30 protein-coding genes and 1 other RNA gene are annotated in these 26003 nt (G+C 45.6%); 26 read left to right on the top strand and 5 right to left on the bottom strand.

Annotation, left to right across the window (positions count from 1 at the left end):
• Window positions 1-65: 65 nt before the first annotated feature.
• From AXG56_RS05310 to AXG56_RS05290, 5 genes are all read left to right on the top strand, one after another.
• Window positions 66-632 (top strand): SLOG family protein, encoded by a 567-nt coding sequence (locus AXG56_RS05310; RefSeq protein ID WP_008638484.1) that lies wholly within the window; start codon window positions 66-68, stop codon window positions 630-632.
• Between the two features lie 81 nt (window positions 633-713).
• Window positions 714-1022, top strand: a complete 309-nt coding sequence (gpsB, locus tag AXG56_RS05305) for a cell division regulator GpsB (RefSeq protein ID WP_008638483.1) — start codon at window positions 714-716, stop codon at window positions 1020-1022.
• A gap of 85 nt (window positions 1023-1107) precedes the next feature.
• An RNA gene (gene rnpB, locus AXG56_RS05300) (RNase P RNA component class B) lies at window positions 1108-1486 on the top strand.
• A 101-nt stretch (window positions 1487-1587) separates the two neighbouring features.
• Window positions 1588-2724, top strand: coding sequence for a class I SAM-dependent RNA methyltransferase (locus AXG56_RS05295; protein ID WP_062513500.1), 1137 nt, complete (start codon window positions 1588-1590; stop codon window positions 2722-2724).
• A gap of 15 nt (window positions 2725-2739) precedes the next feature.
• Window positions 2740-4230, top strand: coding sequence for a carboxypeptidase M32 (locus tag AXG56_RS05290; protein ID WP_062513498.1), 1491 nt, complete (start codon window positions 2740-2742; stop codon window positions 4228-4230).
• Between the two features lie 42 nt (window positions 4231-4272).
• Here the strand turns inward: AXG56_RS05290 and AXG56_RS05285 are convergent, their stop codons facing one another.
• Entirely contained in the window at window positions 4273-4815 is a 543-nt protein-coding gene (locus tag AXG56_RS05285; protein ID WP_008640578.1) for a hypothetical protein, read from the bottom strand.
• 216 nt (window positions 4816-5031) lie between these two features.
• Here AXG56_RS05285 and AXG56_RS05280 point away from each other — a divergent pair, with 216 nt between their 5' ends.
• From AXG56_RS05280 to AXG56_RS05270, 3 genes are all read left to right on the top strand, one after another.
• Entirely contained in the window at window positions 5032-6117 is a 1086-nt protein-coding gene (locus tag AXG56_RS05280) for a type III polyketide synthase (RefSeq protein ID WP_026577379.1), read from the top strand.
• 1 nt (window position 6118) lies between these two features.
• The gene (locus AXG56_RS05275; RefSeq protein ID WP_008640575.1) at window positions 6119-6631 is read left to right on the top strand and encodes an isoprenylcysteine carboxyl methyltransferase family protein; all 513 of its coding nucleotides are present in this window, start codon (window positions 6119-6121) and stop codon (window positions 6629-6631) included.
• 316 nt (window positions 6632-6947) lie between these two features.
• Window positions 6948-7247, top strand: coding sequence for a DUF6123 family protein (locus AXG56_RS05270; RefSeq protein ID WP_008640573.1), 300 nt, complete (start codon window positions 6948-6950; stop codon window positions 7245-7247).
• A gap of 2 nt (window positions 7248-7249) precedes the next feature.
• Here the strand turns inward: AXG56_RS05270 and AXG56_RS05265 are convergent, their stop codons facing one another.
• The 3 genes from AXG56_RS05265 to AXG56_RS05255 form a co-directional block, all read right to left on the bottom strand.
• Complete coding sequence (locus tag AXG56_RS05265; protein ID WP_008640571.1) at window positions 7250-7654, bottom strand: ribonuclease HI family protein; 405 nt, start codon at window positions 7652-7654, stop codon at window positions 7250-7252.
• A gap of 11 nt (window positions 7655-7665) precedes the next feature.
• Window positions 7666-8343, bottom strand: a complete 678-nt coding sequence (locus AXG56_RS05260) for a queuosine precursor transporter (RefSeq protein WP_008640569.1) — start codon at window positions 8341-8343, stop codon at window positions 7666-7668.
• Between the two features lie 163 nt (window positions 8344-8506).
• Window positions 8507-8707, bottom strand: coding sequence for a cold-shock protein (locus AXG56_RS05255; RefSeq protein ID WP_008640480.1), 201 nt, complete (start codon window positions 8705-8707; stop codon window positions 8507-8509).
• Between the two features lie 298 nt (window positions 8708-9005).
• Between AXG56_RS05255 and AXG56_RS05250 the strand changes: the two genes are divergently transcribed.
• The 16 genes from AXG56_RS05250 (at window position 9006) to AXG56_RS05175 (ending at window position 23455) form a co-directional block, all read left to right on the top strand.
• Window positions 9006-10676 carry a formate--tetrahydrofolate ligase gene (locus tag AXG56_RS05250; protein ID WP_082794441.1) on the top strand — a complete coding sequence of 557 codons (1671 nt, stop codon included), beginning with the start codon at window positions 9006-9008 and terminating at the stop codon, window positions 10674-10676.
• 95 nt (window positions 10677-10771) lie between these two features.
• Entirely contained in the window at window positions 10772-11626 is an 855-nt protein-coding gene (locus AXG56_RS05245) for a DUF72 domain-containing protein (RefSeq protein ID WP_062513495.1), read from the top strand.
• Window positions 11627-11638: 12 nt separating this feature from the next.
• Window positions 11639-12232, top strand: coding sequence for an HD domain-containing protein (locus AXG56_RS05240; protein ID WP_062513494.1), 594 nt, complete (start codon window positions 11639-11641; stop codon window positions 12230-12232).
• 13 nt (window positions 12233-12245) lie between these two features.
• Complete coding sequence (locus AXG56_RS05235) at window positions 12246-13205, top strand: thymidylate synthase (RefSeq protein WP_062513492.1); 960 nt, start codon at window positions 12246-12248, stop codon at window positions 13203-13205.
• 22 nt (window positions 13206-13227) lie between these two features.
• Window positions 13228-13728, top strand: coding sequence for a dihydrofolate reductase (locus AXG56_RS05230; protein WP_008640485.1), 501 nt, complete (start codon window positions 13228-13230; stop codon window positions 13726-13728).
• A complete protein-coding gene (locus tag AXG56_RS05225) occupies window positions 13725-14312 on the top strand; it encodes a molybdenum cofactor guanylyltransferase (protein ID WP_062513491.1) in 588 nt (195 codons plus the stop codon). The genes AXG56_RS05230 and AXG56_RS05225 overlap by 4 nt, the downstream gene beginning before the upstream one ends.
• Window positions 14313-14436: 124 nt before the next feature.
• On the top strand, window positions 14437-14610 hold the full coding sequence (locus AXG56_RS05220) for a twin-arginine translocase TatA/TatE family subunit (RefSeq protein ID WP_062513489.1): 174 nt from the start codon (window positions 14437-14439) through the stop codon (window positions 14608-14610).
• Window positions 14611-14648: 38 nt separating this feature from the next.
• The gene (gene tatA, locus AXG56_RS05215) at window positions 14649-14837 is read left to right on the top strand and encodes a twin-arginine translocase TatA/TatE family subunit (protein WP_008640498.1); all 189 of its coding nucleotides are present in this window, start codon (window positions 14649-14651) and stop codon (window positions 14835-14837) included.
• Between the two features lie 55 nt (window positions 14838-14892).
• On the top strand, window positions 14893-15657 hold the full coding sequence (gene tatC / locus AXG56_RS05210) for a twin-arginine translocase subunit TatC (protein ID WP_008640500.1): 765 nt from the start codon (window positions 14893-14895) through the stop codon (window positions 15655-15657).
• A 154-nt stretch (window positions 15658-15811) separates the two neighbouring features.
• Entirely contained in the window at window positions 15812-16030 is a 219-nt protein-coding gene (locus AXG56_RS05205) for a YozE family protein (RefSeq protein WP_008640502.1), read from the top strand.
• A 2-nt stretch (window positions 16031-16032) separates the two neighbouring features.
• Window positions 16033-17187, top strand: a complete 1155-nt coding sequence (locus tag AXG56_RS05200) for an exonuclease SbcCD subunit D (RefSeq protein WP_062513486.1) — start codon at window positions 16033-16035, stop codon at window positions 17185-17187.
• A gap of 1 nt (window position 17188) precedes the next feature.
• Window positions 17189-20302, top strand: coding sequence for an SbcC/MukB-like Walker B domain-containing protein (locus AXG56_RS05195; RefSeq protein ID WP_062513484.1), 3114 nt, complete (start codon window positions 17189-17191; stop codon window positions 20300-20302).
• A gap of 170 nt (window positions 20303-20472) precedes the next feature.
• Window positions 20473-21153, top strand: coding sequence for a uracil-DNA glycosylase (locus AXG56_RS05190; protein ID WP_026577390.1), 681 nt, complete (start codon window positions 20473-20475; stop codon window positions 21151-21153).
• 62 nt (window positions 21154-21215) lie between these two features.
• Complete coding sequence (gene vrrA / locus AXG56_RS05185; protein WP_062513482.1) at window positions 21216-21767, top strand: VrrA/YqfQ family protein; 552 nt, start codon at window positions 21216-21218, stop codon at window positions 21765-21767.
• 91 nt (window positions 21768-21858) lie between these two features.
• Window positions 21859-22812 (top strand): peptide-methionine (R)-S-oxide reductase MsrB, encoded by a 954-nt coding sequence (msrB, locus tag AXG56_RS05180; RefSeq protein WP_062513479.1) that lies wholly within the window; start codon window positions 21859-21861, stop codon window positions 22810-22812.
• A 67-nt stretch (window positions 22813-22879) separates the two neighbouring features.
• The gene (locus AXG56_RS05175; RefSeq protein WP_008640002.1) at window positions 22880-23455 is read left to right on the top strand and encodes a TetR/AcrR family transcriptional regulator; all 576 of its coding nucleotides are present in this window, start codon (window positions 22880-22882) and stop codon (window positions 23453-23455) included.
• 48 nt (window positions 23456-23503) lie between these two features.
• Here the strand turns inward: AXG56_RS05175 and AXG56_RS05170 are convergent, their stop codons facing one another.
• On the bottom strand, window positions 23504-24166 hold the full coding sequence (locus tag AXG56_RS05170) for a GNAT family N-acetyltransferase (protein ID WP_062513477.1): 663 nt from the start codon (window positions 24164-24166) through the stop codon (window positions 23504-23506).
• A gap of 47 nt (window positions 24167-24213) precedes the next feature.
• Here AXG56_RS05170 and AXG56_RS05165 point away from each other — a divergent pair, with 47 nt between their 5' ends.
• A complete protein-coding gene (locus AXG56_RS05165) occupies window positions 24214-25245 on the top strand; it encodes an AbrB family transcriptional regulator (protein WP_062513476.1) in 1032 nt (343 codons plus the stop codon).
• A 101-nt stretch (window positions 25246-25346) separates the two neighbouring features.
• Entirely contained in the window at window positions 25347-25958 is a 612-nt protein-coding gene (locus AXG56_RS05160) for an alpha/beta hydrolase (protein WP_026577394.1), read from the top strand.
• The last annotated feature ends 45 nt before the right edge of the window (window positions 25959-26003 follow it).

Below are 26003 nucleotides of genomic sequence, written 5' to 3'. Positions count from 1 at the left end.
GTTTTATTTTTCCCAATATCCGTATTAAAATAGAGAAAGGTTACACGGATGCAGGAGGGTACATAATGAAGACTGTCGTCGTCACAGGATACAAACCGATGGAAATTGGTATATTTAAAGCCAACGACCATAAAATTGAATTTGTGAAAGAAACGATACGTAAACGATTGTTAGCCTATATGGAAGAGGGGCTGGAGTGGGTGATCCACTCCGGTCAAATGGGTGTGGAACTGTGGACAGCAGAGGTTGTTCTGGATTTGAAGGAGGAGGGCTATGATATTAGGCTTGGAATCCTCCCGCCGTTCGAAAATCAGCAGGAGCGCTGGCCGGAAGATCTTCAGCAAGTGTATGAAGAAGTGACGATGCTGGCAGACTTCTTCCGCCCCCTCTACCAGAAAGGATATGACGGACCATATCAGTTCCGTGCCAGAGACCAGTTTCTGGTTGAGCACTCGGACGGCTGCCTCGTTCTTTACGATGAAGATACGAAGGGGAGTCCTGATTATTTCCTTAAAACGGCGGAAAAGTATAAAGAAACAAAAGATTATCAAATTCTTTACATTACTCCCCTGGACCTTGAAGAAACGGTGGAGGAAAGGCGTATGAGCGATCCGGATTACTGGAATCAATGAAACTTTCCATAAAGTCAAATTGACATTTGGCCAACCTTTTGAAAAAATATATATAATGTGCTGAACAGAGGTGAAATGATAATGAATTCAGAAGAATATCACTTGACAGGCAAGGCCATACTGGAGAAAGATTTCAAGACCTCCATGCGGGGGTACAACCAGGAAGAGGTCGATGAGTATTTGGACCTTATCATTCAGGATTACGATCGATTTCAACAGGAAATTGAGCGTCTACAACAGGAAAACGAACGCTTGAAGAAGCTCTCATCAAGAGAACAGGCGCCCCGCCAAAGACAAAGCAATACAGGTAATCACCAAGTCAACTATGATATTTTGAAACGAGTTTCCAATTTGGAAAAAGCGGTTTTTGGCAACAAATACGCAGATTGATGCAAGATTACCAATGACAAACAGAGTAATATCTGCTATACTTTGTCAAGTGCGTCACTTATGTACGTCACAACCAAACATTTGAATACTCGGGTAATCGCTGCATGTCCTACATGCAGAGGAAAGTCCATGCTCGCACAGGCTGAAATGTCTGTAGTGTTCGTGCTTGACGAAACCATAAGTCAAGGTAGTTCTTTTTGAACTAACGGCAGGGAAACTTCCTAAGTCTTCGGATAAGGAAGGAATACCTTGAAAGTGCCACAGTGACGGAGCCGTCGTAGAAATACGCCGGGTGGAACGAGGTAAACCCCGCGAGCGAGCAACCCAAATATAGGTAGGGGCACTCTCTGGAAGGAATCAAACGGAAGGAGAGGTCGTTGTAAGACGGCAGATAGATGATTGCCACCGGAGTACGAGGTTGACCACCGTCTGCAGTACTATGGAACAGAACATGGCTTACAGAGTATTCAAAGGTCGCTTTATGATGACAATACACCCTTCTGAAAAGCCGCTGCTTTTTAGGAGGGTTTTTTACTGTTTATACATAACTAAAGGAGGTAATCACTTGCAAAAGAACATCACACTGATTGCAACTGCAGCCATGGGTTTGGAAGCAATTGTAGCAAAAGAAGTAAAGGATCTCGGATATGACGAAGTAACGGTGGAGAACGGACGCGTTATTTTCGAAGCGGATGTAAGCGCAATCCCACGTGCGAACCTATGGCTTCGTACAGCTGATCGTGTCAAGCTTCTTGTTGGGAGATTCAAAGCAACTACATTCGATGATTTGTTCGAACAGACGAAAGCATTGCCATGGGAACAATTCATACCGGAAGACGGAGAATTTCCTGTCATAGGTAAATCCGTCAAGTCCAAGCTCTACAGTGTTCCGGACTGTCAATCGATCGTTAAGAAAGCAATGGTCGACCGTTTAAAACAAAGGCATGGAGTTTCTTCTTGGATGAAGGAAACGGGTGCCTTTTACCGGACGGAGGTCGCTATTCATAAAGATGAGGTTCTTCTCACATTGGACACCTCCGGGAGTGGGCTGCATAAACGCGGTTATCGAGCAGGTCAGGGGGAAGCTCCCCTTAAAGAGACCCTTGCTGCTGCTCTCGTTCAAATTACTAACTGGCACCCGGATAAACCCTTTGTAGATCCTTTCTGTGGTTCAGGTACGATTGCCATTGAAGCGGCGCTGATCGGGCAGAATATCGCACCTGGCTTCAACAGGGAATTCGCTTCTGAAGGATGGGACTTTATCCCGCAGAAAGCATGGGATGATGCTTTTCAGGAAGCTGAAGAAGCGGCGAACTACGATCAACCCCTTTCCATTACAGGCTCCGATATCGATCCGAAGATGATAGATATCGCCAAAGAGAATGCAATGGAGGCAGGACTGGGTGATCTAATCACGTGGAAACAAATGCAGATGAGTGATCTCTCTCCTAAGCAGGAAGATGGGTATATTGTCTCCAACCCTCCTTATGGAGAACGGATGGGAGAGAAGGAGCAGGTAGAACAGATGTACCGGGATCTCGGTTCGATCATGCGTGATCATCCATCATGGAGCGTGTACATCCTTACTTCCCATGAAGGTTTTGAAAAGCTTTATGGAAAGCCGGCTACAAAGAGACGGAAGCTTTTTAACGGATTCATCAAGACGGACTATTATCAGTATTTCGGTAAAAGAAATCGATAAAGGAGAGGTCGCGGGATGAAGGAAACAGTGAATGAGTTCATGGATTTATTAAGGGAACAAACTTCCTACGGGGAAACGATTGGTTTAATTGCATGGGATATGCGGACAAAAGCACCGAAAAAAGCGATGGATAACCGCTCGGAAGTCCTCGGTGTTCTAGCGCAGAAAGTCCATGAAATTCAAACCTCCGAAGCAATGCGGAACTGCATCGATAAGCTTAAAGGGAATGTTTCAGACCCTGTGGTGATCAAATGCCTGGAAGAGGCGGAGGAAACGTATAATAAAACAGCTAAAATTCCAACAGATGAGTATCGGGCTTACGTCACCCTGCAGTCAAAGGCAGAATCAAAGTGGTCCGAAGCAAAAGCGCAGAATGACTTTGCAGGTTTTCTCCCGTACTTAGAGAAGCTCGTAGAATTCAATCGTACCTTCGCTGACTATTGGGGTTATGATGGACATCGTTATAACGCGTTGTTGAACAATTATGAACCCGGAGTGACAGTGGAACTGCTGGATCAAGTATTTCCAAAGGTAAGAAAAGCGTTGACAGAACTGCTCGGTCGTGTGAAAGAAGCTCCGGCCCAACCTGATCCTTCTGTATTGAAAGGGCATTTTCCTAAAGATCAACAAACGGCGTTCAGTAAAGAAATTTTGAAGCGGATGGGTTATGATTTCGATGCAGGACGCTTGGATGAGACCGTTCACCCTTTCGCCATCGGATTGAACGTGAACGACGTACGGGTAACGACCAAGTACGATGAGAGCGACTTCCGAACGGCTGTTTTCGGAACAATCCATGAAGGCGGACACGCCCTTTATGAGCAAAATATATCTGAGGATCTATCTTTCACACCCCTTGCTACAGGCACGTCCATGGGGATCCATGAATCTCAATCATTGTTTTGGGAGAATTTCATCGCCCGCAGTGAACAGTTCTGGGAAAATCACTATCCGCTATTTCAAACGTATGCCCCGGATAATTTCCGCGAACTTTCCCTTAACTCGTTCTTTGCTGCCGTCAACGAAGTGAAACCATCGCTTATCCGAATTGAAGCGGATGAACTGACTTACTGCCTTCATATTATGATTCGTTATGAGCTGGAAAAAGCCCTTATCGCCGGTGATATGGATGCGAAAGATCTCCCTTCGCGCTGGAATGACAAAATGGAAGAGTACCTCGGTGTAAGACCGGATACAGATGCGGAAGGAGTCCTTCAGGATATTCACTGGTCCGGCGGTGATTTTGGTTATTTCCCATCCTATGCACTTGGGTATATGTACGCTGCTCAATTCGATGCGCAAATGAGAGAAGAAATCGACGTTGACAAAGCTGTTCGGGAAGGCGATTTTCGAATAATTAAGGAATGGCTGAAGGAAAAGATCCACCGGCATGGAAAAATGAAAAAACCGCTGGAAATTTTGACGGAAGTCACAGGAGAAGGACTTAATCCGGACTACCTGCTCCGTTATCTCGAAACCAAATATAAACATATATATCAATTTTGAATAAAAACCCCCTGGTGCTCAGATGCACCAGGGGGTGTGTTTTTAGGAAAGTTCTTTCATCATATCAGGTGCTGCAAGTCCAGCATCTTCAAATACTTTTCCGATCTTTTCATTGAATTCTGCTGCTTTTTCATCGGCTGCTGTGAAGTCTGCTTCTTCGATGCTCTCATCGAGAGCCTTGGATACTTCTTCGTAGTACGCTTGCAGGGATGGAACAGCTTCTTCAATCTGTGTCTTCACCTCATCGGATACATCCGCTTCTACTTCAAAACCAGTAGCGGCCTCAGCTGCTTCATCAGCCGCTGTTTTTGCTTCTTCACCGGCAGCTTTCACTGCTTCGGCATCCGGTTCTTCCGCGGATGCTGCTGTTTGATAAGCGGTGATCTTTTCTTGATAAGGATGGAACGTGTCCTTCATGTTCATCTGCGCATCGATGACGGCTTTTTTAGCGTCTTGTTCATCGCCGGATTTCTCATCTGTTTGTTCTGTCTGATCCGTGTTTTCTTCTGCCGATTCGTCGTCCGAGCTGCAGCCTGCAACGACGATGGCACTGGTCAAGCCCAAAGCCAATAACCATTTCTTCATGTGACCTACCCCTTTCTATATGTATAGCAAATTCCATTTTAAGGGAGACGGAGTAAAATGTAAAGAATTTGCTAAAATGTTAAACTATACTGATTATTCTAATATTTATTTTTTGCTTTTAGAGGTGGGTCTTTCTTAGTTTTACGCAGGAATGAAGAATAATGGAATATTTTTCTCCTTTTTGCAGATGATAAGGAAAAAAGGAGGCGGAAGAACATGCCTTACATACTAACAAGTGGTATTCAGGAAGCGGATTACTCCGCCAAACAGAGTACGGTACAGGATATGATCGATGACCTTTTCCCATTGAAACCCCATGAGAAGAAACGATTGCTTCCTATTTTTGAGAACGCTCATATTTCCGAGCGGCAATTTTCTCAGCCTCTCGATTGGTTCCGTACCTCGCATGGATTAAAGGAAAGGAACGAGATATACCAGGATAAAGCACTCCGTTATTCGATCGGTGCGGTTGAGAAGTGTCTGAATAACAAGGAATTGTTGAAGGATAAGGTAATTCCCTCGGAGATTGACCATATCTTATTCGTTTCTTCAACGGGGATAGCAACGCCGACGCTCGATACCTATATCATGAACGAAATGGGGATGAGGGAAAATGTAAAGCGGACTCCGCTGTTCGGCCTCGGCTGTGCAGGAGGGACGAGCGGGGTGGGGAAGGCGTACGAATGGCTGCTTGGTAACCCGGAAGGGAACGTCCTTGTTATTTGTGTGGAGCTTTGCAGCCTTACTTTTCAAAGGAAAGACCCTCGGGTGAGCAACTTCGTAGGCACCGCACTTTTTGGTGATGGAGCTTCTGCGGTTCTCTTGACCGGGGACGCTTCAACATTAAATGAGAAGAGGAGAGGTTCTGTTCCAAAGATAACCGGATTCGATTCAAAGACGAAGAAGCATAGTACGGATGTGATGGGCTGGCGTATTGTAGATACCGGATTTGAAGTTATTTTTAATAAAAGCATTCCGAAATTGGTTAGAGATTTTTGGAGTGGACATGCAAAGGAAGTATTGGATCGGAACGGTTGGAGAGTGGAGGAGCTGCCATTTTTGATTGCGCATCCCGGCGGAAGAAAAGTTCTGGAGAGCTATCAAGAGATTTTCGGATTGGATCCAAGCGTTTTACGCCATTCTTCTGAAGTCCTTGCCCGACATGGGAACATGTCGTCCCCGACCGTTCACTTCGTCCTAGACCGGGTTCTGCAGGATCGACCGCATAAGGGAGTGAAGTCCCTTATGGCTTCCCTTGGACCTGGATTCAGTTCGGAAATCGTCAGTTTGGAGTGGGTGTAAGATGGAACTGCTTCTATGGTTGATTCTTATCTTCTTAGTCGTTCAGCGATTGGCAGAGCTTCAAATAGCGGACCGGAACAAGGAGTGGATGATGGAACGGGGAGCCAAAGAATGGGGGAAGGGTCATTACTTTTTATTTCTGATTCTTCATACGTTATTCTTTCTTTCCCTGCTTGGAGATTTTCTCCTTACCCCTGCTCCAGAGCCGGGACCGCTGTTCTTTACAGCACTTTTGTCGTTCATCGTCTTACAAGCGCTCCGGATTTGGTGTATAGGGACGCTCGGAAAGAGGTGGAACACCAGAATTATCGTACTGCCGGACGAAGAACCAATTAACAGAGGTCTGTACAGGTACATCAAACACCCGAATTACGTGATTGTCTTTTTTGAACTGCTCGTCATTCCCGTCCTTTTTCAAGCGTATGTAACAGCTTTCGTATTTCCATTTCTCCACCTGCTTGTTTTACAGGTGAGGATTCCCGCGGAAGAAAGGGCTCTACGGGAGCGTGTGTAACTATTACAGCCAGGCATTGGATCCACTGTATTTCTAACCCACTAAGGAAAACACTTTCAATGAGGAAGGTGCGAAGTGGGATGGTGTTCCTTATTATCGGAAATTGGTTTTCAGCCCGCACGGTCGGTATTGGCTGGGTGGAAGGGTCGGCCCATACCGCCTGCATCTAATCATAAAAAAGATGAATAGGATCAAATTATTTCAGCCAGGTGATTCCCACTTGGCTTTTATTTTTTGTTATGATTGGTAGAAAGAAAAGAGAAATTGTCGAACGAATACAAAGGATAGTGATTTCCAGGAAGAAAAGGAGCGAATTATGGAGAAGAAGCATGCACTCGCTTATTTCTTAGAAGATCTATGGTCGAAGGGCTTCAAATTGAGTGATGAAGACGTACGCTTCATTTATTTTGGAAAGAATTCCACCAATGCCTCCGAGTGGAAGACGATCATAGCTGTACGTACCACTCTGAAAGTCCAACAAAATTTCGATCCAAGCTTTTATATCAGTATTTTAGAATTAATTGCTGCCCCGTCCATCCGTACAAAGCGTCACGCCTACAGGCACATTGATCAGCGGCTCTCCGTCGGCGGGTCAGCTGCAAAAAAAAGAGTCTGACCTTAATGGTCCAGACTCTCATGTTGGATCAGGCATTGCTTAGCCACCCGATCGGCGTTTCTATTCTGTTTCTCAGGAATCCACTTATAAAATACAAAAGGAAAGGACGCCTGAAGGGTTTGTATCCGTTCAAGGAGCGGAAGAAACTTACCGTTTTTTGTAAAGTTCTTCTCAATCGTCTCGACGGCTGTCTTAGAATCAGACCGGATGGAAATGATTTCATCCGGGAAATGGTGTACACATACTTCTAATGCATGGATGATAGCTAAAAACTCAGCTTCATGATTGGACCAAGTCCCAAGATATTTAGGAAACTCGTACACTTGGTTCTTTTTCTTGATAACAACCCCTGCGGCACTCGGTCCGGGATCACCGCCGGAAGCTGCATCTGTGTAGGCTTCGATCATTGCAACATCTCCTATTCTGAAGGTTTGATCTTCTTAGCCCAATAGAAGAACGGGGTATCAAGCGCCGCCACTGCAAATTTAATTATATAGGTCGTCAGGAAGATTTCCAAGAAAATTCCGCCTGGATACAGTCCGTAAAACGCGATGGTACAGAAGATTGCTGTATCAAGCAGCTGACTGATCATCGTACTTCCATTGTTGCGGATCCATAGATGACGATCGGCTGGAAACAGCTTTTTCAATCTGGAGTAAAGCCAAACGTCAAAATACTGGCTGACAATATAGGCGGCAAGGCTTCCTATTGCTATTCTAGGTACAATACCGAATAACGTCTCCAAAGCCGGCTGGGCCATATCATTTTCCCCGGGTGCAAACAGCAGTGCTGTCTGCATGATCATCGTCATGATGATCAGGGTGGAGAATCCCATCCAAACCGCTTTTTGTGCGTCTTTCCTTCCGTATTTTTCATTCAATATATCCGTCGCCAGAAAAGCAGTCCCATAGACAATGTTCCCGAGCGTTGCGTTCAGCCCGAAAAGTTCGATGGTTTTGACGACCTGGATATTTGCAAGTACCGTTGACATCCCGATCCATACGAACAACCCGGGTTTACCGAACAGACGGTACATAGATATCAATAGTAGGAAATTAATAAGGGCAAAGCCTATCCAAATCCATTCGTTACTCATTTTAGTTCCTCCTTAGTTTTGGTATCGCGGGAGGTTTCGAACCGCGGTAATAGACCAACAGCCCTAAATTATACGATGGATTGGTAGACAATGCAATATGTAAAGTTTTAGAAAGCAGCTGAAAAAGGCAACCGTCAGCGGTTGCCTTTTTCGGCTGCTCTGTTTATGCTTTCACGACGTTGGCAGCTTGTGGGCCGCGATCGCCTTCAACGATTTCAAATGTGACCGCCTGTCCTTCTTCCAATGATTTGAATCCTTCCTCCTGGATGGCGGAGAAGTGAACGAATACATCGCTGCCGCCTTCTACCTGTATGAAACCGTAGCCCTTCTCAGCATTGAACCATTTCACTGTTCCGTTTTGCATAGGCTTCTTCCTCCTGTAACTTGCACGTAAAACGTGGGAATTACAAATATCCAAACGAAAAAAACATAGACGGCAAGGGAATAATAAAACGCCAAGCATTTCTATGGGAGCTACCTTGCTTTTGTGATTACGCTCAGTATATTTGCTTGATTTCAATATATCTTATCCGCTTAAAAGCGTCAATATTCAGACTATATGAAGGGTGAAGAATAAGAGGTTTCAGCACTTCCCTATTTCTATAGTAGATAGTGGGGTACAATAAGGTCGAAACCGTTTATTGGAAAGGATGAAGGACATCATGAAAACAGATATAGAAATCGCAAGGGAAGCAAAGATGAGACCGATTAATGAAATCATTGATCAACTGTCCTTAGGTAAGGAAGATTGGGAGCCTTATGGTCATTATAAAGCAAAATTATCCGACCGCCTGCTCGATAAATTGTCTGATCGTCCAAATGGAAAGATCATACTTACGACTTCCATTAATCCAACCCCGGCAGGAGAAGGGAAATCCACCGTGACTGTCGGTCTTGGTCAGGCGCTGAACCAAATCAACAAAAAGACCGTCATCGCTTTAAGGGAGCCCTCCCTTGGTCCGACTATGGGAATAAAAGGTGGTGCAGCCGGCGGAGGATATTCTCAAGTCGTTCCGATGGATGACATCAACCTGCATTTCACAGGAGACATCCACGCCATTACGGCCGCGAACAATGCTTTGGCAGCATTCATTGATAACCATATCCATCAAGGGAATGCGTGCAACCTTGACCCGCGGAGAATAGAATGGAAGCGCGTCCTGGATATCAATGACCGTGCACTTCGACAAGTCGTAGTAGGATTGGGAGGTCCTGTGAAAGGAGTGCCGAGAGAAGATGGGTTTCAGATTACCGTAGCGTCTGAGATTATGGCAATCCTCTGTCTCGCTACAGATCTAAAAGACCTAAAGCAGCGTCTGTCTAATATCGTTGTCGGTTATACATACGATAAACAGCCGGTATATGTGAAGGACCTTGGTTTTGAAGGTGCGTTGACGCTTCTTTTGAAAGATGCTGTAAAACCAAACCTCGTCCAGACGCTTGAGAACACGCCTGCCATTATCCATGGAGGACCATTCGCCAATATTGCTCACGGATGCAACAGCGTTATTGCCACACGACTGGCGGCGAAACTCGGTGACTATGTAGTTACAGAAGCCGGATTCGGTGCAGATCTCGGAGCAGAGAAATTCTTAAATATTAAAACACGTGCCGGTGGTTTTGAACCCGATGCTGTCGTCATAGTCGCAACAATCCGAGCTCTGAAAATGCATGGTGGAGTAAAAAAAGATGCGCTGGAGACGGAAGATATCGCCGCTTTAAAACGAGGTGTTGCGAACTTGAAGAAGCACATGGAGACCATAGAACAATTCAATCTTCCTTATGTTATTGCCATCAACGCATTTCCGACAGATACGGATCGGGAGAAAGATACGTTAGTGGATTGGTGTGAGAATGAAGGAGCCGTTGTCTCTCTTGTTAATGTGTTTCAAGAAGGGGGCAGAGGCGGTATTGACTTGGCAGAAAAAGTTGTAACGGCGTCGGCAGCAAAGACGGGTTCCATGAGGTATATGTATGATATAGAAGACAGCATTGAAGAAAAGGTGAGAAAGATTGCGGTTAACGTGTACGGGGCCGATCAAGTGGAATGGTCATCCAAAGCGAAGAAGCAGATCAACCAGCTGGAAGAACTGGGATATGGGAACTTGCCGGTCTGCATGGCTAAAACGCAGTATTCTTTAACGGATGACCCGGAAAAGCTCGGCCGGCCGGAAGGCTTTTCGATTCATGTGAAAGAATTTCATGCCTCTGTGGGTGCCGGATTTCTCGTTGCTTTGACAGGTGACGTGATGACAATGCCGGGGCTGCCTAAAAACCCTGCAGCGCTTCAAATGGATGTGAAGGACAACGGGACCATCACCGGTTTGTTTTAAGGAGTACCGGGACTCTTCTAGTCAGGAAGAGTCCTTTTTTGGTACAATATCGATAGTCTTAAGTGAAGAAAGCTTGAGTAAAGGAGGTATGGTGGGTGGGCGTGAAGATCGGTTTAACCGGTTGGGGAGACCATCCGGCTTTATATACGGAACAGACCAGATCAGAAGAAAAGCTTGCGGAATATGGTTCTCACTTTCCGGTGGTGGAAGTAGATACGGCTTTTTATGCCATTCAGCCCAGAGAAAGGTATGAGAAATGGCTGAAGGAGACGCCCGATTCGTTTTCCTTCGTTATTAAGGCCTTTCAGCAGCTGACCGGACATGACAGGGAATCCAGGTCTGTGCAGGAAGCCAGGGATTTAATGAAGCGGTACGAAGAGTCCATTCAACCAGTGTGGGAGAAAGGACAGATCGACTGCCTTTTGTTCCAATTTCCTCCCTGGTTTGATGTCAGAAAAGAAAACATAAGGAAATTGAGATACATACGTGACTGGATGGAATCATACCCCTTGGCCCTGGAGTTCCGTAACCGGTCTTGGTTCCAAGAGGGGTATAAAGCACAGACATTGGATTTTATGAGAGATCAAGAGTGGATTCATACCATTTGTGATGAACCACAGGCGGGGGAAGGTTCTGTCCCGCGAGTGCTTGTACCCACCCATCCCAAAAAAACACTGGTACGCTTCCATGGACGAAATATTCATGGATGGAACAAGAACGGCCGGAAAGATTGGCGGAAAGTTCGTTTCTTATACCGATACAACGCAGAAGAGCTGCAGGAGTGGGCGGATCGTATAACAGAACTGCAGAAAAAAACACCGGAGATCACCCTGCTTTTTAATAATAATTCCGGTGGAGATGCGGCAGATAACGCAAAAGAAATGCAGGATCTGCTGAAGATTCAATACCATGATCTCAATCCAAGGCAGATGGATCTATTCGGATTTTAAGGGGGATCTTTGTTGAAGGAAGCGGAGAAACTGACAGAAATAAAAGCATTTGTATTCCGGCTTTTCCATGACGATGTTACAGGGCACGATGATAATCATATGCAAAGGGTCGCAGAGTGGTCGAGGTTACTTGCCGTGAAGGAAGGCGCGGACCCATTTCTTTCTGAGGTGGCCGGGTGGCTTCATGACGTTGGCGATGACAAGCTGTTTGCATCGAAGGAAGAGGCGATAAAAGAGCGGGATGAGCTGTTGAGGAATCTTCATTTTTCGGAAAGAGACATCACTTATATCCATCATGCCATTGAGACCGTATCATTTCGAAAAGGGAAAACTCCGGACACTCTATTAGGAAAAGTCGTGCAGGATGCGGACCGTCTCGACGCCATTGGTGCGATTGGGATTGCTCGAACATTTGCGTTCGGCGGCGCGAAGAACCAACCCCTTTATCGAAAAGAAGGGGGCAGCTCTTTTTCTCATTTTCACGAGAAACTGCTTCTTCTTAAAGACAAAATGAATACGCCCTCCGGCAGGGAGGAAGCAGATCGACGGCATCAGTTCATGGAAGAGTTTATCAATCAATTCAACAGGGAAACAGCTTCAGAGTAAAAGGAGAATCAACATGGTGAAGAATGAACAGGCTTATCTAGATTTATGCAGAATGGTGAAAAATGAAGGAACGATAAAGCAGGACCGGACAGGGACCGGTACAAAGTCGGTTTTCGGTCATCAAATGCGGTTTGACTTGAAGGATGGGTTTCCACTGCTGACAACGAAACGGATCCCCTTTCGTTTGATTGCATCGGAATTGCTCTGGTTCATTAAAGGCGATACGAATATCCAGTATCTGCTGAAGCATAACAACAATATTTGGAATGAATGGGCGTTTCAGAAATGGATTGAAAGTGATGCCTATCAAGGGCCTGATATGACAGATTTCGGACGTCGGAGTCTCGAGGATGATTCCTTCAAGGAACGCTATGATAAAGAGATGGCAGCATTTAAGGATCGTATTCTTGAAGACGATGCATTCGCAAGAACTTACGGGGACCTCGGATCTGTTTATGGAAAACAGTGGAGGGAATGGCGTACGTCAAGAGGAGATACGATTGATCAGCTTAAAAATGTCGTAACAGCAATTAAGCATAATCCGGATTCAAGAAGACATATCGTAACAGCCTGGAACCCGGAAGATGTTCCATCCAATATGGCGCTGCCGCCATGCCATGCTCTTTTCCAATTCTACGTCGCAGATGGCAAGCTTTCCTGTCAGCTGTATCAAAGAAGCGGAGATATCTTCCTCGGCGTTCCTTTTAACATTGCGAGCTACGCATTACTTACGCATCTGATTGCACATGAATGTGGACTGGATGTCGGGGAATTCATCCATACGCTTGGAGATGCCCATATTTACAGCAATCATTTAGAACAGATCGACACACAGCTTGCACGCACACCGAAGGATTTCCCTCAATTGAAGCTGAACCGGGATAAAAAATCCATCTTCGATTTTGAAATGGAAGATATTACAATCGAAGGGTACGAGCCTCACCCGGGTATTAAAGCGCCTGTAGCTGTCTAAAAAACATAAAGGATGTGGAAAAATGATATCTTTCATTTTCGCAATGGATAAAAATCGTTTAATCGGCAAGGACAACGACCTTCCTTGGCATATACCTAACGATTTTAAATTTTTTAAAGACATGACATGGGGAAAGACGATCATCATGGGACGTAAAACGTTTGAATCGTTCGGTAAGCCTCTTCCAGAGCGTAAACATATCGTTATTACCAGCAATCCGGACTATGACAGGGACGGCTGCACAGTGATTCACTCTATGGAAGATATCCTAAAGCTTGAAAGGGACGAGCCTGATAAAGAATGGTTTGTCATCGGGGGAGCCGTATTATTTGAAAAGATGCTTCCACATGCGGATCGAATGTATTTAACCTATATCGATGAAAGTTTTGAAGGGGATACGTACTTTCCAGCTTTCCGGTTGGAAGATTGGGAATTGGTAGCTGAAACGAAAGGGTTGAAAGACGAGAAGAATCCGTATGATTATTACTTCCGCACATACGAGAAAAAGGAAGGGAGTAAATGACCCGCCTTTGCGGACTCGTATTAAACGGTGGTAAATCTACGAGAATGGGGACGGATAAGTCTGCACTCGTCCTTGGAGATCGTCCGGTTCTTGCACATGTAATTGATACAATGGAGCGGCTCACTTCTATTGTTGTCATCAGTCAGAACCGAGGGGATTACCCGGGGTATCCGACTGTAATGGACCACCTGAATGATGCAGGGCCGCTGTCCGGGCTCCATGCGGCTATGGAAGAAAGGGAAGAAGATTGGTTCATCGTAGCAGCAACCGACATGCCCTTTGTTCAACCCGAAGTTTATACTTATTTACTTATGCAGAGAAAAGATAAGGCCGTCATCCCTTCCTTTGACGGTCTCCTCCAGCCTATGTCAGGCATTTACCCAAGGACGATGCTTGATACACTTGACCGCTATCTTCATCAAGGCGGAAGATCCGTGAGAGGACTGCTGGAAACGACTGGTTATACAAAAGTATCTGATTTCAGCTCATTAAAACCCGAAATACTAAACAGGCACTTCTTTAACATGAATACATGGAATGAGTTTGAACAAGCGAAAGAGCTCTCGAAATTTACCGGCAGATAGAGACAATCTCTACCAGAACATGGTATGATGAAAGAAAGAGCGGTTTCTTTTCCCGCTTCTGTCTTTTTCTTATGAAAACGGTTAAACTAAGAATGCAAGTTATCTGAGAGGGCGGTGAAGCTGTATGGCCAGCATAGGTGTACCTGGATTGATCCTCATACTTACGATTGCACTTGTCATCTTTGGACCGAAGAAACTGCCTGAGATTGGAAAGGCTGCCGGGGAAACATTGAAGGAATTCAAGAAGTCTACACGGGAGCTTACAGAGGAGAGCAAAGACGATAAGACAGGGAAATAAAGGTCCTGTCTCTTTGTCTAATGGATGGAGGAATTGTCTTGTTTTCTAATATAGGGATACCAGGGCTTATCTTGATCCTTGTGCTTGCTCTCGTCGTTTTCGGCCCTTCTAAACTTCCTGAGATAGGAAGAGCTTTCGGCTCGTCCCTGAGGGAATTTAAGAAAGCGGCAGGGGATATTCTTTCTGACGGAGAACAGCAGAAGGCAGACAAGCCGGGCAAAGAATAATGAAAGGTGTAAGGGGACTCCCTTGCATCTTTTTTCACGTCGCGTATGGGAGGTAATGGAATTGGCTGAAGAGAAATATGACAGAGATATAGAGATGAATGTAACGGAGCACTTGAGTGAACTGCGCAGAAGAATTATTTGGACCCTTCTCTTCTTCGTCCTTTTTTTCATTGCAGGTTTCCTCTATGTTAAACCGATTCAGGCATTTTTTGTGAAAGACCTCCCTTTTGAATTGAATATGACGAGCCCTGGAGAAATCATTTGGATCATCTTTACCATCGCAACCATTGTTGCAATTATCGGGACGCTTCCCGTTCTAGCCTTTCAGGCGTGGTTGTTTGTTAAACCGGCACTTACGCCGAAAGAAAGAAAAGTTTCGCTGTCCTACATACCTGCTGTATTCCTTCTTTTTCTGGCAGGACTGACATTCGGATATCTCGTGTTTGTCCATCTGATTCTTCCTTTCTTGTTGTCGCTTAACGATGGAATGTTTAATGAGATCTATACAGTGGAAAGATATTTCCGCTTCTTATTCCGTGTGACCATCCCGTTTGCCATCTTGTTTGAGATTCCTATTCTGGTTATGTTTCTCACAAGTCTTGGTATCGTTACCCCAGGCTTTCTAGTCAAAATTAGAAAGTATGCATATTTCGTACTGGTTATTATCGGAACCATTATTTCCCCTCCGGATTTCATTCTTCAGCTTGTCGTGGCGGTTCCTCTGATCATTCTTTATGAGATCAGCATTCTCCTATCGCGTGTCGTTTACAGGAAGAAGAAGGAAGCGCATGAAGCGTTTATGGATGATTCCAACGGGTAAAGGGTTGTCATACTTATAAGACAGAAGAATCCTCGATATACAGGGGGTTCTTTTTTTCTTTTGTCGCTGAATTTATTGGAAAAAACCGTAATGTTTTGCCGAATTCGTCCGTTCGTGATAAAAATAAGGAAGAAGATCGAGGAGGAAACAGAAAATGAGATCGTTTTACCATTATATGATGCGTTACCGCGGTAACCTGGTTTTAAATGAAGAAAAACAGCTTGCAGAGTGGATGTTTAAAGACCACAGTTTTCCGAGACAAGCGAAGACGTACGATGAGATCAGCAGATACTTGGAATGGAATGCTCCTTTCCCCTCTGCCTTATCAGCATTTGACAGACTTTACGAACAATATATGTTAGAGGAGGAGTAGGCATGAAATTCATCCATACAGCGGATTGGCACCTCGGCAAAATCGTAAACTCGGTACATATGACGGAGGATCAGCGTTGGATTCTCGCTAAATTCATAGAGATAGTGAAAACGGAGGCTCCGGATGCAGTGGTGATTGCAGGAGACCTCTACGACCGCTCCATTCCTCCAAAGCAGGCAGTGGAGTTGTTAAACGAGACCCTGACAACTTTAATTAATGACCTGGGCATCCCTGTACTTGCCATTTCAGGTAATCATGATAGTCCTGACCGCCTTCAATTTGGTAGTGAACTGTTCAGGAGGCAGGGACTTTTCCTTGATACGAAACTGAAGCCGAACAGACAGCCTGTTACGTTATACGATACGCACGGCCCGGTACATTTTCACTTAATTCCGTACGTCGAGCCGGCAGAAGCGGCATCTGTTCTGGAAGATGATACAATCCATTCTCATCAGCAGGCGGCAGAAGCGCTTGTGCAGGATATAAAGGATAGATTTAACGAAGAGGAACGGCACGTGTGGGTAGGTCACGCCTTTTTAGCTGGAGGAATGGAGAGCGAGTCCGAAGAAAGGCTCTCCATGATTGGAGGCAGTCCCTATGTCGATGCTGCATTATATGATGGATTTTCTTATGTAGCACTCGGGCACCTGCATCAATCCCAGCGAATCACTAGGGATTATATCCGCTACAGCGGATCCATTCTAAAGTACTCTTTCTCGGAAGCCAATCATAAAAAGTCAGTCACAGTTGTCGAAATGGATGAGTCGGGAGACACTACATTTACTAAAGTTCCCCTTGTTCCAGAGAGAGATTTTGAAATCGTTGAGGGATTTTTCGAAGATCTTATGGTAGGAGAGGCGGCAGGAAACCCAGAGAATTATCTGCACATTCGATTATTGGATGACGGCCAGCTGATTGATCCGATGGGAAAATTACGTCAAGTTTATCCTAATATACTTCATTTGGAGAGAAGAAGATCCCTTACCTATGCGAATCTGGAAGATCTCCATGAAGTGAAAAAGCGACAGACATTATCGTATCAGGATCTATTTCGATCTTTTTATGAAGATATAAAGGGAGACGAAATATCAGAGCATCGAAGCCGGTTGGTGGAAGATGCGGTGCAGCACTTGAAACAGGAGGACAGGGGGCGTTGATATGAAGGCATTAGCTATTCGAATGGGAGCATTTGGTCCCTACAGGAATGAACAAGTGGTCGATTTTACAATGCTCGGCGGTGAATCGATCTTTTTAATTACCGGACCTACCGGAGCTGGTAAAACGACAATTTTTGATGCCATGTGCTTTGCTTTATACGGGCGTGCGAGCGGAAGTGACCGGGATCAGGATACAATGAGGAGTCACTTCGCCCATCCTAATGATCCGACGTTTGTGGAGTTTTCCTTCGAGCTGAGAGGGAAAACCTATCGGGTGGTAAGAATGCCCAAACAGACAAGAAAGAAGGAGCGGGGAGAAGGGTTTAAGGAAGACCCGGCTCGTGCGGAGCTGTTCCTCTTAACAAACGATCAGGAACAGCTGGTTGCATCGAAGGTGAAGGAAGTCAACGAATATATTGAGGAAATCATCGGTTTAGATTATGAACAATTCCGTAAGATGATCATGATCCCTCAAGGGGAATTCCGTAAGCTTATTTCCGAGAACAGTAAGGAACGGGAGGAGATACTTCAACGTATCTTCAAAACGAAGTTCTTTGATGACATAACCGAATACTTTAAAACACAGTCCAAACAGCTGGAAGAAGAAATCAAACAGTTTGAATGGAAGATCGAGCAGGAACGGAATCAAGTCGTTTGGGAAGATCAAGAAGCCACCTATGAAAGCGAGGAACTATCCCGTTTCAATACGCGCCTGGATGATCGCCTGGAAAAACAGGAAACACTTGTCGCTGCGGAAAAAGAAGCGGTGGAACGACTAGAAATAGAAGTCGATGAATGGAAAAAACGGTACCACCACTCGGAGCAGCTCCTGGAATTGTTTGAGGAAAAAGCATCGCTTGATGAAGAGAAGCACGCACTGGATCAGAAGCACAGCGAAGTGGAAAAAACAGAGAAAGAGCTGCAAGCCGCAAGAAGAGCCGCCGAGATCACTCCCTATGAGAAACAATACAAGGAACGGATGGAGGAATGGCAGAAGTGGCAGAAATCGTATGAAGATAAACTTGCAAGTCTTAAAACTATTCGTGAAGAATTCCATCAGATCGATGAGGCTTATCACAAGCTTTCAGGAAAAGAGGAAGAGCGGGAACAGTTGAAAAGCTCTTGGGAGCAAGCAGTGGAAGAGCAGGAGAATGTAGCCATTTATAATAAACTGCTCGAAGACAGCAAAGCATACACAACATCCATTGCAACGAAGGAAAAGAAGCTGGCCGAGCGGAAGGAAGCATTGGGCAAATGCGAAAACCGTGCGGAAGAATTGAAAAATCAACGAAGAAAAGAGCGGGAAACGTCCGATTCCTGGTATGAAACGAAGCAGCGAATAGACGTACTCTATAAGCGGTTGGATGGGCTTCGGCAATTGCAGGAGCATTGGCGTAAACTTGAGGAGATGCGCAGAAACTATCAATCTTTCATGAAACAGTATAAAAACGCAGAGGTCCGTCAACAGTCTTCCAAGCAGGCTTACGAGGATTCTCTCGAAGAAATCCGCCATCATCATGCGTACACTCTTTCTTTGAAGCTGGAAGAAGACACGCCGTGTCCTGTTTGTGGAAGCAGCGATCATCCCCGCCCGGTCGATCGTCCATTAAATGTCCCGGCTCAGGAAGAGCTAGACCGCCTGAAACAAGTTTATCAAGAGGATGATGCTGCTTATCAAGAAATGCAGCGCCAATTGGTAACAGTTACATCGGCTGGAGAAGCGCAGAGACAGCTGACGGAGAAGGCCATGGAAGAATGGGATGGTTATGTGAAAACGCTGGATGAACAGGCCATTCAACGGGCCATTATTCAATCTGAAGAGGATCTGAAAGCGGCAGAGCAGCGCTTTGAAGAGCTTGATGCCATGTGGAAATCGTTGACGGAAGCGGCGAAAGAACTGGAACAGGTGGAAGAACGTTCGGCGAAGCTTCGATCCGCTCAGGAAGAAACGAGAAGTCGTCTGCACGAAGAAGAGCAGCAACACGTCAAGATCCTTTCCAAGGTGCAGGCCATGGAAGAAAATTATGCGTTCTCATCCACTGATGTCACAACGCTGAAAGAAAAAGCAGAGAACCGACGCGGTCTCTATGTTAAAGCTCTAAATGAGTGGGAAGAGTTGAAGGAGAAACACCGCACCAAGAAGGAGCAGCTGCAGCAGTTGACAACCGCTGTCGAAGAAGGTGGGCGTTATTTGGAGGATCTGGATAAAGCTGTTAAAAAGTCGAAAAAACAACTTGATCAAACGCTCGTTCAATTTTCTTTCCATGATCATGAAGCATATAAGCAGGCGGTGCGTTCTCCGGGGTTCATAGCTGAGAACCAGCGTATTGTCGATGATTATGAGAAGAGGAAAAGCATAGTGAAAGACCGTGTGAAAGATCTCGATCAACGCCTTGCTGATAAGCATAAGCCGGATTTGGAAGAGCTCCAGTCTCTCCTTGATGAAAAACGCCGAATACTCGCCATTAAGCAGGAAGCTTTCAATGAACGGAGCGCAGCGTACCGAAAGAACCGGGAAATCCGGGAGAAGATAAATATGCTCATGGATGACCAAGGAGAACTGGCTTCCAAGTATTACGATATTGCAGAACTAGCCCAATTGGCAAAAGGGGACAACCATCTCCGCCTTTCTCTTGAACGTTATGTTCTAGCTTCTTATCTTGATGAAATCCTTGTTCAGGCAAATGTGCGCCTGGATCAGATGACCGATCACCGCTATCAGCTGATTCGCAGTGACGCAGTTGCCAAACGAGGAGCTCAGAGCGGGCTGGATTTGGAAATAATTGATCACCATACAGGAAAACAACGTTCGGTTCGAACCCTGTCCGGAGGAGAAGGCTTCAAAACTTCTTTAAGTCTTGCCCTTGGTATGGCTGATGTAGTACAGGCCCATGCGGGTGGTGTCCAGCTGGATACCTTATTCATTGATGAAGGCTTTGGAACGTTGGATGAAATTTCCTTAGAGCAGGCAATCTCCTGCCTTCGCAGTCTCCAAGATGGAAACAGGCTGCTTGGGATCATTTCCCACGTCCCACAGCTGAAAGAAGAAATTCCTGCCAAACTGCAAATCCGTGCGGGAGTAAGGGGATCCACATTGGAATTCACTTTTCAGTAACGGAATGAACAAGTATTCGACAAAGGATCAGACACGAAATAAAAGCGTATGACATGGAACGACGGTTTAATCTTCCTATTGTCGCTACGTGCGCTTGCCCGGGAAATATAGACTGGGAAATCTTAAAAGAGAACGGGGAAATACTGCACCATTTGGAGGGAGGGGTACGTATGTTAAATAATGATTGGAATGAGTTGCTTGAAGAGGAAAAAGAGAAGGATTATTTCCTTCAACTGAAACAGAAGTTGAACGAGGAATATAAAGAGCATCGGGTCTATCCTGCTAAGTCGGAAATATTGAATGCTCTTGCTTTCACTCCCAGGGAAGCTACCAAAGTAGTCATTCTCGGCCAAGATCCTTATCACGGCAAGGGACAGGCGCACGGGTTCAGTTTTTCCGTTCGTCCGGATGTTACCATTCCCCCGAGTTTAAGGAATATATATAAAGAACTGCACCATGATTTAGACATCCCAGCACCTAATCACGGCTGCCTGCTGCATTGGGCGGAACAAGGGGTCCTGCTTCTGAATGATGTCCTGACCGTCAGAGAGAAGCAGCCTAATTCCCATAAGGGGATAGGGTGGGAGCGATTTACAGATGCTGTCATAGAAATACTTAATCAAAGAGAACGACCGGTAGTGTTCCTTTTATGGGGAAAACACGCACAGAAAAAAGGCGCTTCTATAGATACAGAGAAGCATATGGTAATCGCTTCCCCTCACCCAAGTCCATTTGCGGCTCACCGTGGATTCTTTGGGAGTAAACCATTCTCCCGCGTAAACGAATTTTTGAAAAAGCATGGGGAAGAACCTATCGATTGGAAGCTTCCAGCCGATTGTCCGGACGCATGAGCCCAAACCAGATTGAAAGAAGGGCATATGCTACAGTATTCTAAAGTTTCGGAGGGGTTTATATGTTTCCTACAGGTCAACCACCATACCCTCCTATGGGGCAGTTTCGAGGGTTTCAACAAGCCGTCCAACCGAATATGATGCGTTCTGCAGCACCCTTTTTCCAAGGAGGGGGACCTGGAGGGGCCATGCGTGCTTTCGGCGCACCCGGCTTCGGCGCACCCGGCTTCGGAGCTCCTGGTTTCCTGGGTAATGCAGGATCTGCAGTCCCGGGATTCTTCGGAGGCGGATCCGGTTTGGGTACGAAGGCGTTAGGTGCAGCAGGCACAGCTGCTAAAAGCGGAGGGGCAGGATGGATCGGTTATATGCAGACCGCGTTGAAAGCGATGCAGTCAGCGGCTCCGATGATGCAGCAATACGGACCGATGTTGAAGAACATCCCGGCGATGATTAATATGATGAAAATCATGAATGAGCCGGATGAAGAAGAAACATCGCCGGAAAAGGAAGAGAAAGAAGGGACGTCAAATGCTTCCGAATCGAGCAGTTTCGGGAGTTCAGAGTCCGAGCAGCAAGAAGATCAAGGAGCATCACAGCCTAAATTGTATATTTAGGCTGTGCGTGTCACTTGATTTTTTTTTATGAATTAGAAAGAATAGGAACATGCAGGAAAAGCATGAACCTACGTTTAGGAGGTTTTTAATAATGAGTAATCAAGTAGAAAAAGCAACATTTGCCGGGGGATGTTTCTGGTGTATGGTGGAGCCGTTCGACGAACGTCCGGGTATCCACTCCGTTGTTTCCGGCTACACCGGAGGCCATACGGAAAATCCGACATACATGGAAGTTGTATCAGAGACAACGGGACACCGGGAAGCTGTGCAAATCACCTACGACCCGGAGATCTTCCCTTATGAGCGTCTCCTGCAGCTGTTCTGGCAGCAGATTGACCCGACAGATGCCGGCGGTCAATTTGCAGACCGAGGCCAGTCTTATACGACAGCTATTTATTATCACAGTGCAGAACAGAAGCGTTTGGCCGAAGAGAGTAAACAAGGTTTGGAGGAGTCCGGTAAGTTTAAAGCTCCGATTGTGACGGAAATCCTCCCTGCTGAAGTTTTTTACCCTGCAGAGGACAAGCATCAGGACTACTACAAGAAGAGCAAGTTTCATTACAAGCGATACAAAAAAGGCTCCGGAAGAGCAGATTTCATCAAAAACCATTGGAGCTTTCCGAAGGATAAAAAGGAACTCCGCAGTCAATTAACGGATATTCAATATATGGTGACGCAGGAAAATGGTACCGAGCGTCCATTTCAGAACGAATACCATGACCATGAAGGGGAAGGAATTTACGTTGACATCGTTTCCAAAGAACCGCTTTTCAGTTCCAAGGATAAATACGATGCCGGTTGCGGCTGGCCGAGCTTCACGAAGCCCATTGAGAAGGTGAAAGAAGAATTGGATACATCCCATGGTATGTTCCGGACAGAAGTTCGATCGGAGCAGGCGGATTCTCATCTTGGCCACGTTTTCGATGACGGTCCCCGGGACAAGGGTGGATTGAGATACTGCATCAACTCCGCTGCGCTCGAATTTGTACCGGCAGAAGAAATGGAAGAAAAAGGGTATGGGTACTTGAAGCACTTGTTCCGCTGATGATCCTGTTCTCCCATCCTCATTCTTCTTGGGTAATGGTATAATGAAAGGATGAGGGGGAACGGAAGTGGGAAGAAAAAGGGCACTGACACAAGAGGAAATATTCAAGGTGACAGGCGAAGTCATGCGTACCGAGGGAATCAAAGGTATCCACTTCAAGAAACTTGCAACAATGCTTGATGTGAGCAGAAGCACCTTTTATGATTATTTCGAAAACAAAGAAGCACTGATCCTCGCCTATATGAAGGCAATGATGGATGAGATGGAATCCAAAATATCTGAAATCCCTGCGGATATCGCACCGAACCAAAAGCTCTACCGGCTCTTGATCGTCCTTCTTGAACATGCAGAGGTTCATCATATCGATCAGATGATCCGTGAACTGCAGTCCGGGGATAAAAGCCTTGCTTTCTTTATCCGCACGGAAGTCCATCAGAATTTGATGGAGACATATAAGAAGATGCTTGATTGGATCAATGCCAGTAAAGAGGAAGGGATTTGGAATCATGATGTCGATACAGAACTGCTCGGGGATCTGATTTTCCATTCCATCCTGTTTCCACAACGAGAAAAACTTGGTGTGAAGAAGTTGGCCGATCAACTTTTTCATATGCTGGAACGTGGAGTTCTTCAAACAAGGTGACAGCCGGTATCCTGATTAGAGGATACCGGCTGTCCTTTTTACAAGAATTCAGAGAAAGGGGTTTTTCCATTCTGTTAATAAACCGTAGTTGCAGGATTCCGCATCTTCCAAATAACCTGGGACAGGCCGGATGGGAGACCGCCCGGACTTTAACAAAAAAGTAAGCACAGGATCTTGTATCTCAGAAGCTATAACGAGATTCACATATTCCTCTGCTGTCCATTCGTGGCTGTATTTATGGTAAAGAGGCATCCGTGCGCCCCCTACAAGCCTGGTCAGCCCGAACTGAATAACGATTTCATACATGGCCTGTGTCAACTGTCTGCCGAGTCCGAGGGAACGGCAGTCCGGATCGACACACAAGTCGACGACATATAAAGTATCCCCTTCCGGGTCGTGCGTCTCCATGGAGCCGTCTGCTGTGATCTCCTTCCAAGTATGGTCTTTGTCATCATCCAGGTGTACTTGCATCGCCGTCATGGAACCAGCGATCGTTCCTTCCACTTCTATACATAAACAACCGGTGGGAAAAGCGGCAAGCTGTTGACTTAATTGCTCTTTGGTCCACCACAAATCAGAGGGGAACGGAGGAGGGAATGCTTTTTTCTGAATGTTTATCAACGTTTCGAAATCCTTTTCTTCATAGGGTCTGATATGAATGTGTCTGTACTTTTTTTTCATCTTATCGTATCCGTAGAGCCATTTATTCATAAAAGCACCTCTTTAATAAAATTTAAAATTTGAAAGGGGAGGGAAACATGAGGTATCCTTCACTCTCCACCTATGCCATTGCTCTTTTAGGCGGTTGTATGTTCCAGCTGCTCCACATTCCAATTCCGTTCATTCTCGGTCCTGTGACGGCCATTGTGTTTGCTAAATCCCTTTTCCATATGGAAAGCAGTACGTTTCCATTAGCAAGAGATATTGCCTTTGTCCTGTTGGGAATTCAAATCGGCCATACGTTTACTTCCGATACGTTCACGAGTATTTTCCCATATATGCTTCCATATACGCTGCTTTCTTTTCTAATGATAGGAATCTGCCTCGTCATCGGGTTGGGGATATCGAAACGGACGGGAATGGATAAGACGACGAGTATGGTCGGAAGTTCTCCCGGTGGTTTATCTGCAATGATCGCTATCAGTGAATCGCTGCAAGGGAACAGCGGGCTTGTCACCATCTTTCATACGCTGCGTCTCATGAGTGTTTTATTCATTATACCTTTTTTTGTCACCCATATGTGGGGGGGAGAAAATACCGCCGCGGTTGATTATTCCCTATCCGTCAACGGGCCTTTGTGGACGGTCCTCTTTTATATTCTCGTATTCTTCATCGGCATGAAGGGAAAGCATAAGATACCCGCAGGGCTCGTCGTCCTGCCTATGATTGTTATTGGGGCCATTCAGACTTCCGGGCTCTTCCTGTATTCGCTCCCGTCCTCTTTATTTTCAGCTTCTCAGCTGATGGTAGGGACGTATCTCGGCCATACGATCATGCCGAGGGAGATTGTCCGTGCAGGTAAGAGCTGCTTCTACTTTCTATCTCTTTCTGTTTTCATAATCGCTGTAGGGATCCTGTTTGCCTTTTTGTTTTCATTCTGGACAGGTGTCGATATTGTCACGTCCGTCCTTGCTCTGGCGCCTGGAGGATTAGTGGAAATGTCTATTACCGCCGGCCAGACGGGAGGAGATCCTGCCGTCGTAAGCTCGCTTCAAACCATTCGGTTATTGACTATTGTACTCGTTCTGCCGCTTTTATTTAAACGGATGGAAAGGCATATACGTATGTAGTATTTTGACATTGTCTCGAATTAAAGATAATATAAGTAAGAATAACACTTACAATTAACTGTATTTATATTATGTAAATTAAACTCAAGGAGGGTACTATGATGAACAGAAAACATATTTATAAAGAAGGGGCCAACCCATCGGGTAACGTTTTGCTATTGTTGCACGGAACCGGTGGTACAGAACAGGATCTCCTTCCGTTAGCTGAGATGATTGATTCGGAAGCAGCGGTTCTTTCTGTCCGTGGAACCGTCACAGAAAACGGAATGCCTCGCTTCTTTAAACGACTTCAAGAAGGTGTGTTTGATATAGAGGATTTGGTCGCTAGAACAGAAGAGCTGAATCAATTCCTCGATGAAGCAGCAGATCATTATGGTTTCGATCGTAAAGAGGTTATTGCCGTCGGTTATTCCAACGGTGCGAATATAGCGGGAAGTCTTCTGTTCCACTATGAAAAAGCATTGAAAGGAGCCATCCTCTTCCATCCAATGGTACCAAGAAGAGAAATCCAACTTCCTGAACACCCCGGCCTTCCGGTATTTATCGGGGCAGGGGAAAATGATCCGATCTGCCCCGCCAAGGAAACAAAAGATTTGAAAAAACTGTTGGAGGAAGCAGGAGCGGAAGTTGAGGAGCATTGGGAGCAGATGGGGCATCAATTGACGGCTAATGAAGTGAAGGCTGCTTCGGAATGGTATAAGCGGACATTTTAACAACCTCTTGTTGAGTCTCTTTGTTCGTTGTATGATAGAAGACAC

The organism is Halobacillus sp. KGW1, assembly GCF_001592845.1.
In the GTDB taxonomy this organism is placed as follows: Bacteria; Bacillota; Bacilli; order Bacillales; family Halobacillaceae; genus Halobacillus.
Note: the sequence above shows the minus strand (reverse complement) of the source record. Positions and strands in the feature narration are given on the sequence as shown.

Bases quoted from the DNA above. Each gene is read 5' to 3' on its own strand.
- AXG56_RS05310 (WP_008638484.1), top strand. From the start codon at position 66: ATGAAGACTGTCGTCGTCACAGGATACAAACCGATGGAAATTGGTATA.
- gpsB (WP_008638483.1), top strand. From the start codon at position 714: ATGAATTCAGAAGAATATCACTTGACAGGCAAGGCCATACTGGAGAAA.
- AXG56_RS05290 (WP_062513498.1), top strand. From the start codon at position 2,740: ATGAAGGAAACAGTGAATGAGTTCATGGATTTATTAAGGGAACAAACT.
- AXG56_RS05285 (WP_008640578.1), bottom strand. From the start codon at position 4,815: ATGAAGAAATGGTTATTGGCTTTGGGCTTGACCAGTGCCATCGTCGTT.
- AXG56_RS05280 (WP_026577379.1), top strand. From the start codon at position 5,032: ATGCCTTACATACTAACAAGTGGTATTCAGGAAGCGGATTACTCCGCC.
- AXG56_RS05275 (WP_008640575.1), top strand. From the start codon at position 6,119: ATGGAACTGCTTCTATGGTTGATTCTTATCTTCTTAGTCGTTCAGCGA.
- AXG56_RS05270 (WP_008640573.1), top strand. From the start codon at position 6,948: ATGGAGAAGAAGCATGCACTCGCTTATTTCTTAGAAGATCTATGGTCG.
- AXG56_RS05265 (WP_008640571.1), bottom strand. From the start codon at position 7,654: ATGATCGAAGCCTACACAGATGCAGCTTCCGGCGGTGATCCCGGACCG.
- AXG56_RS05260 (WP_008640569.1), bottom strand. From the start codon at position 8,343: ATGAGTAACGAATGGATTTGGATAGGCTTTGCCCTTATTAATTTCCTA.
- AXG56_RS05255 (WP_008640480.1), bottom strand. From the start codon at position 8,707: ATGCAAAACGGAACAGTGAAATGGTTCAATGCTGAGAAGGGCTACGGT.
- AXG56_RS05250 (WP_082794441.1), top strand. From the start codon at position 9,006: ATGAAAACAGATATAGAAATCGCAAGGGAAGCAAAGATGAGACCGATT.
- AXG56_RS05235 (WP_062513492.1), top strand. From the start codon at position 12,246: ATGGTGAAGAATGAACAGGCTTATCTAGATTTATGCAGAATGGTGAAA.
- AXG56_RS05230 (WP_008640485.1), top strand. From the start codon at position 13,228: ATGATATCTTTCATTTTCGCAATGGATAAAAATCGTTTAATCGGCAAG.
- AXG56_RS05225 (WP_062513491.1), top strand. From the start codon at position 13,725: ATGACCCGCCTTTGCGGACTCGTATTAAACGGTGGTAAATCTACGAGA.
- AXG56_RS05220 (WP_062513489.1), top strand. From the start codon at position 14,437: ATGGCCAGCATAGGTGTACCTGGATTGATCCTCATACTTACGATTGCA.
- tatC (WP_008640500.1), top strand. From the start codon at position 14,893: ATGGAATTGGCTGAAGAGAAATATGACAGAGATATAGAGATGAATGTA.
- AXG56_RS05205 (WP_008640502.1), top strand. From the start codon at position 15,812: ATGAGATCGTTTTACCATTATATGATGCGTTACCGCGGTAACCTGGTT.
- AXG56_RS05200 (WP_062513486.1), top strand. From the start codon at position 16,033: ATGAAATTCATCCATACAGCGGATTGGCACCTCGGCAAAATCGTAAAC.
- AXG56_RS05195 (WP_062513484.1), top strand. From the start codon at position 17,189: ATGAAGGCATTAGCTATTCGAATGGGAGCATTTGGTCCCTACAGGAAT.
- AXG56_RS05190 (WP_026577390.1), top strand. From the start codon at position 20,473: ATGTTAAATAATGATTGGAATGAGTTGCTTGAAGAGGAAAAAGAGAAG.
- vrrA (WP_062513482.1), top strand. From the start codon at position 21,216: ATGTTTCCTACAGGTCAACCACCATACCCTCCTATGGGGCAGTTTCGA.
- msrB (WP_062513479.1), top strand. From the start codon at position 21,859: ATGAGTAATCAAGTAGAAAAAGCAACATTTGCCGGGGGATGTTTCTGG.
- AXG56_RS05170 (WP_062513477.1), bottom strand. From the start codon at position 24,166: ATGAATAAATGGCTCTACGGATACGATAAGATGAAAAAAAAGTACAGA.
- AXG56_RS05165 (WP_062513476.1), top strand. From the start codon at position 24,214: ATGAGGTATCCTTCACTCTCCACCTATGCCATTGCTCTTTTAGGCGGT.
- AXG56_RS05160 (WP_026577394.1), top strand. From the start codon at position 25,347: ATGAACAGAAAACATATTTATAAAGAAGGGGCCAACCCATCGGGTAAC.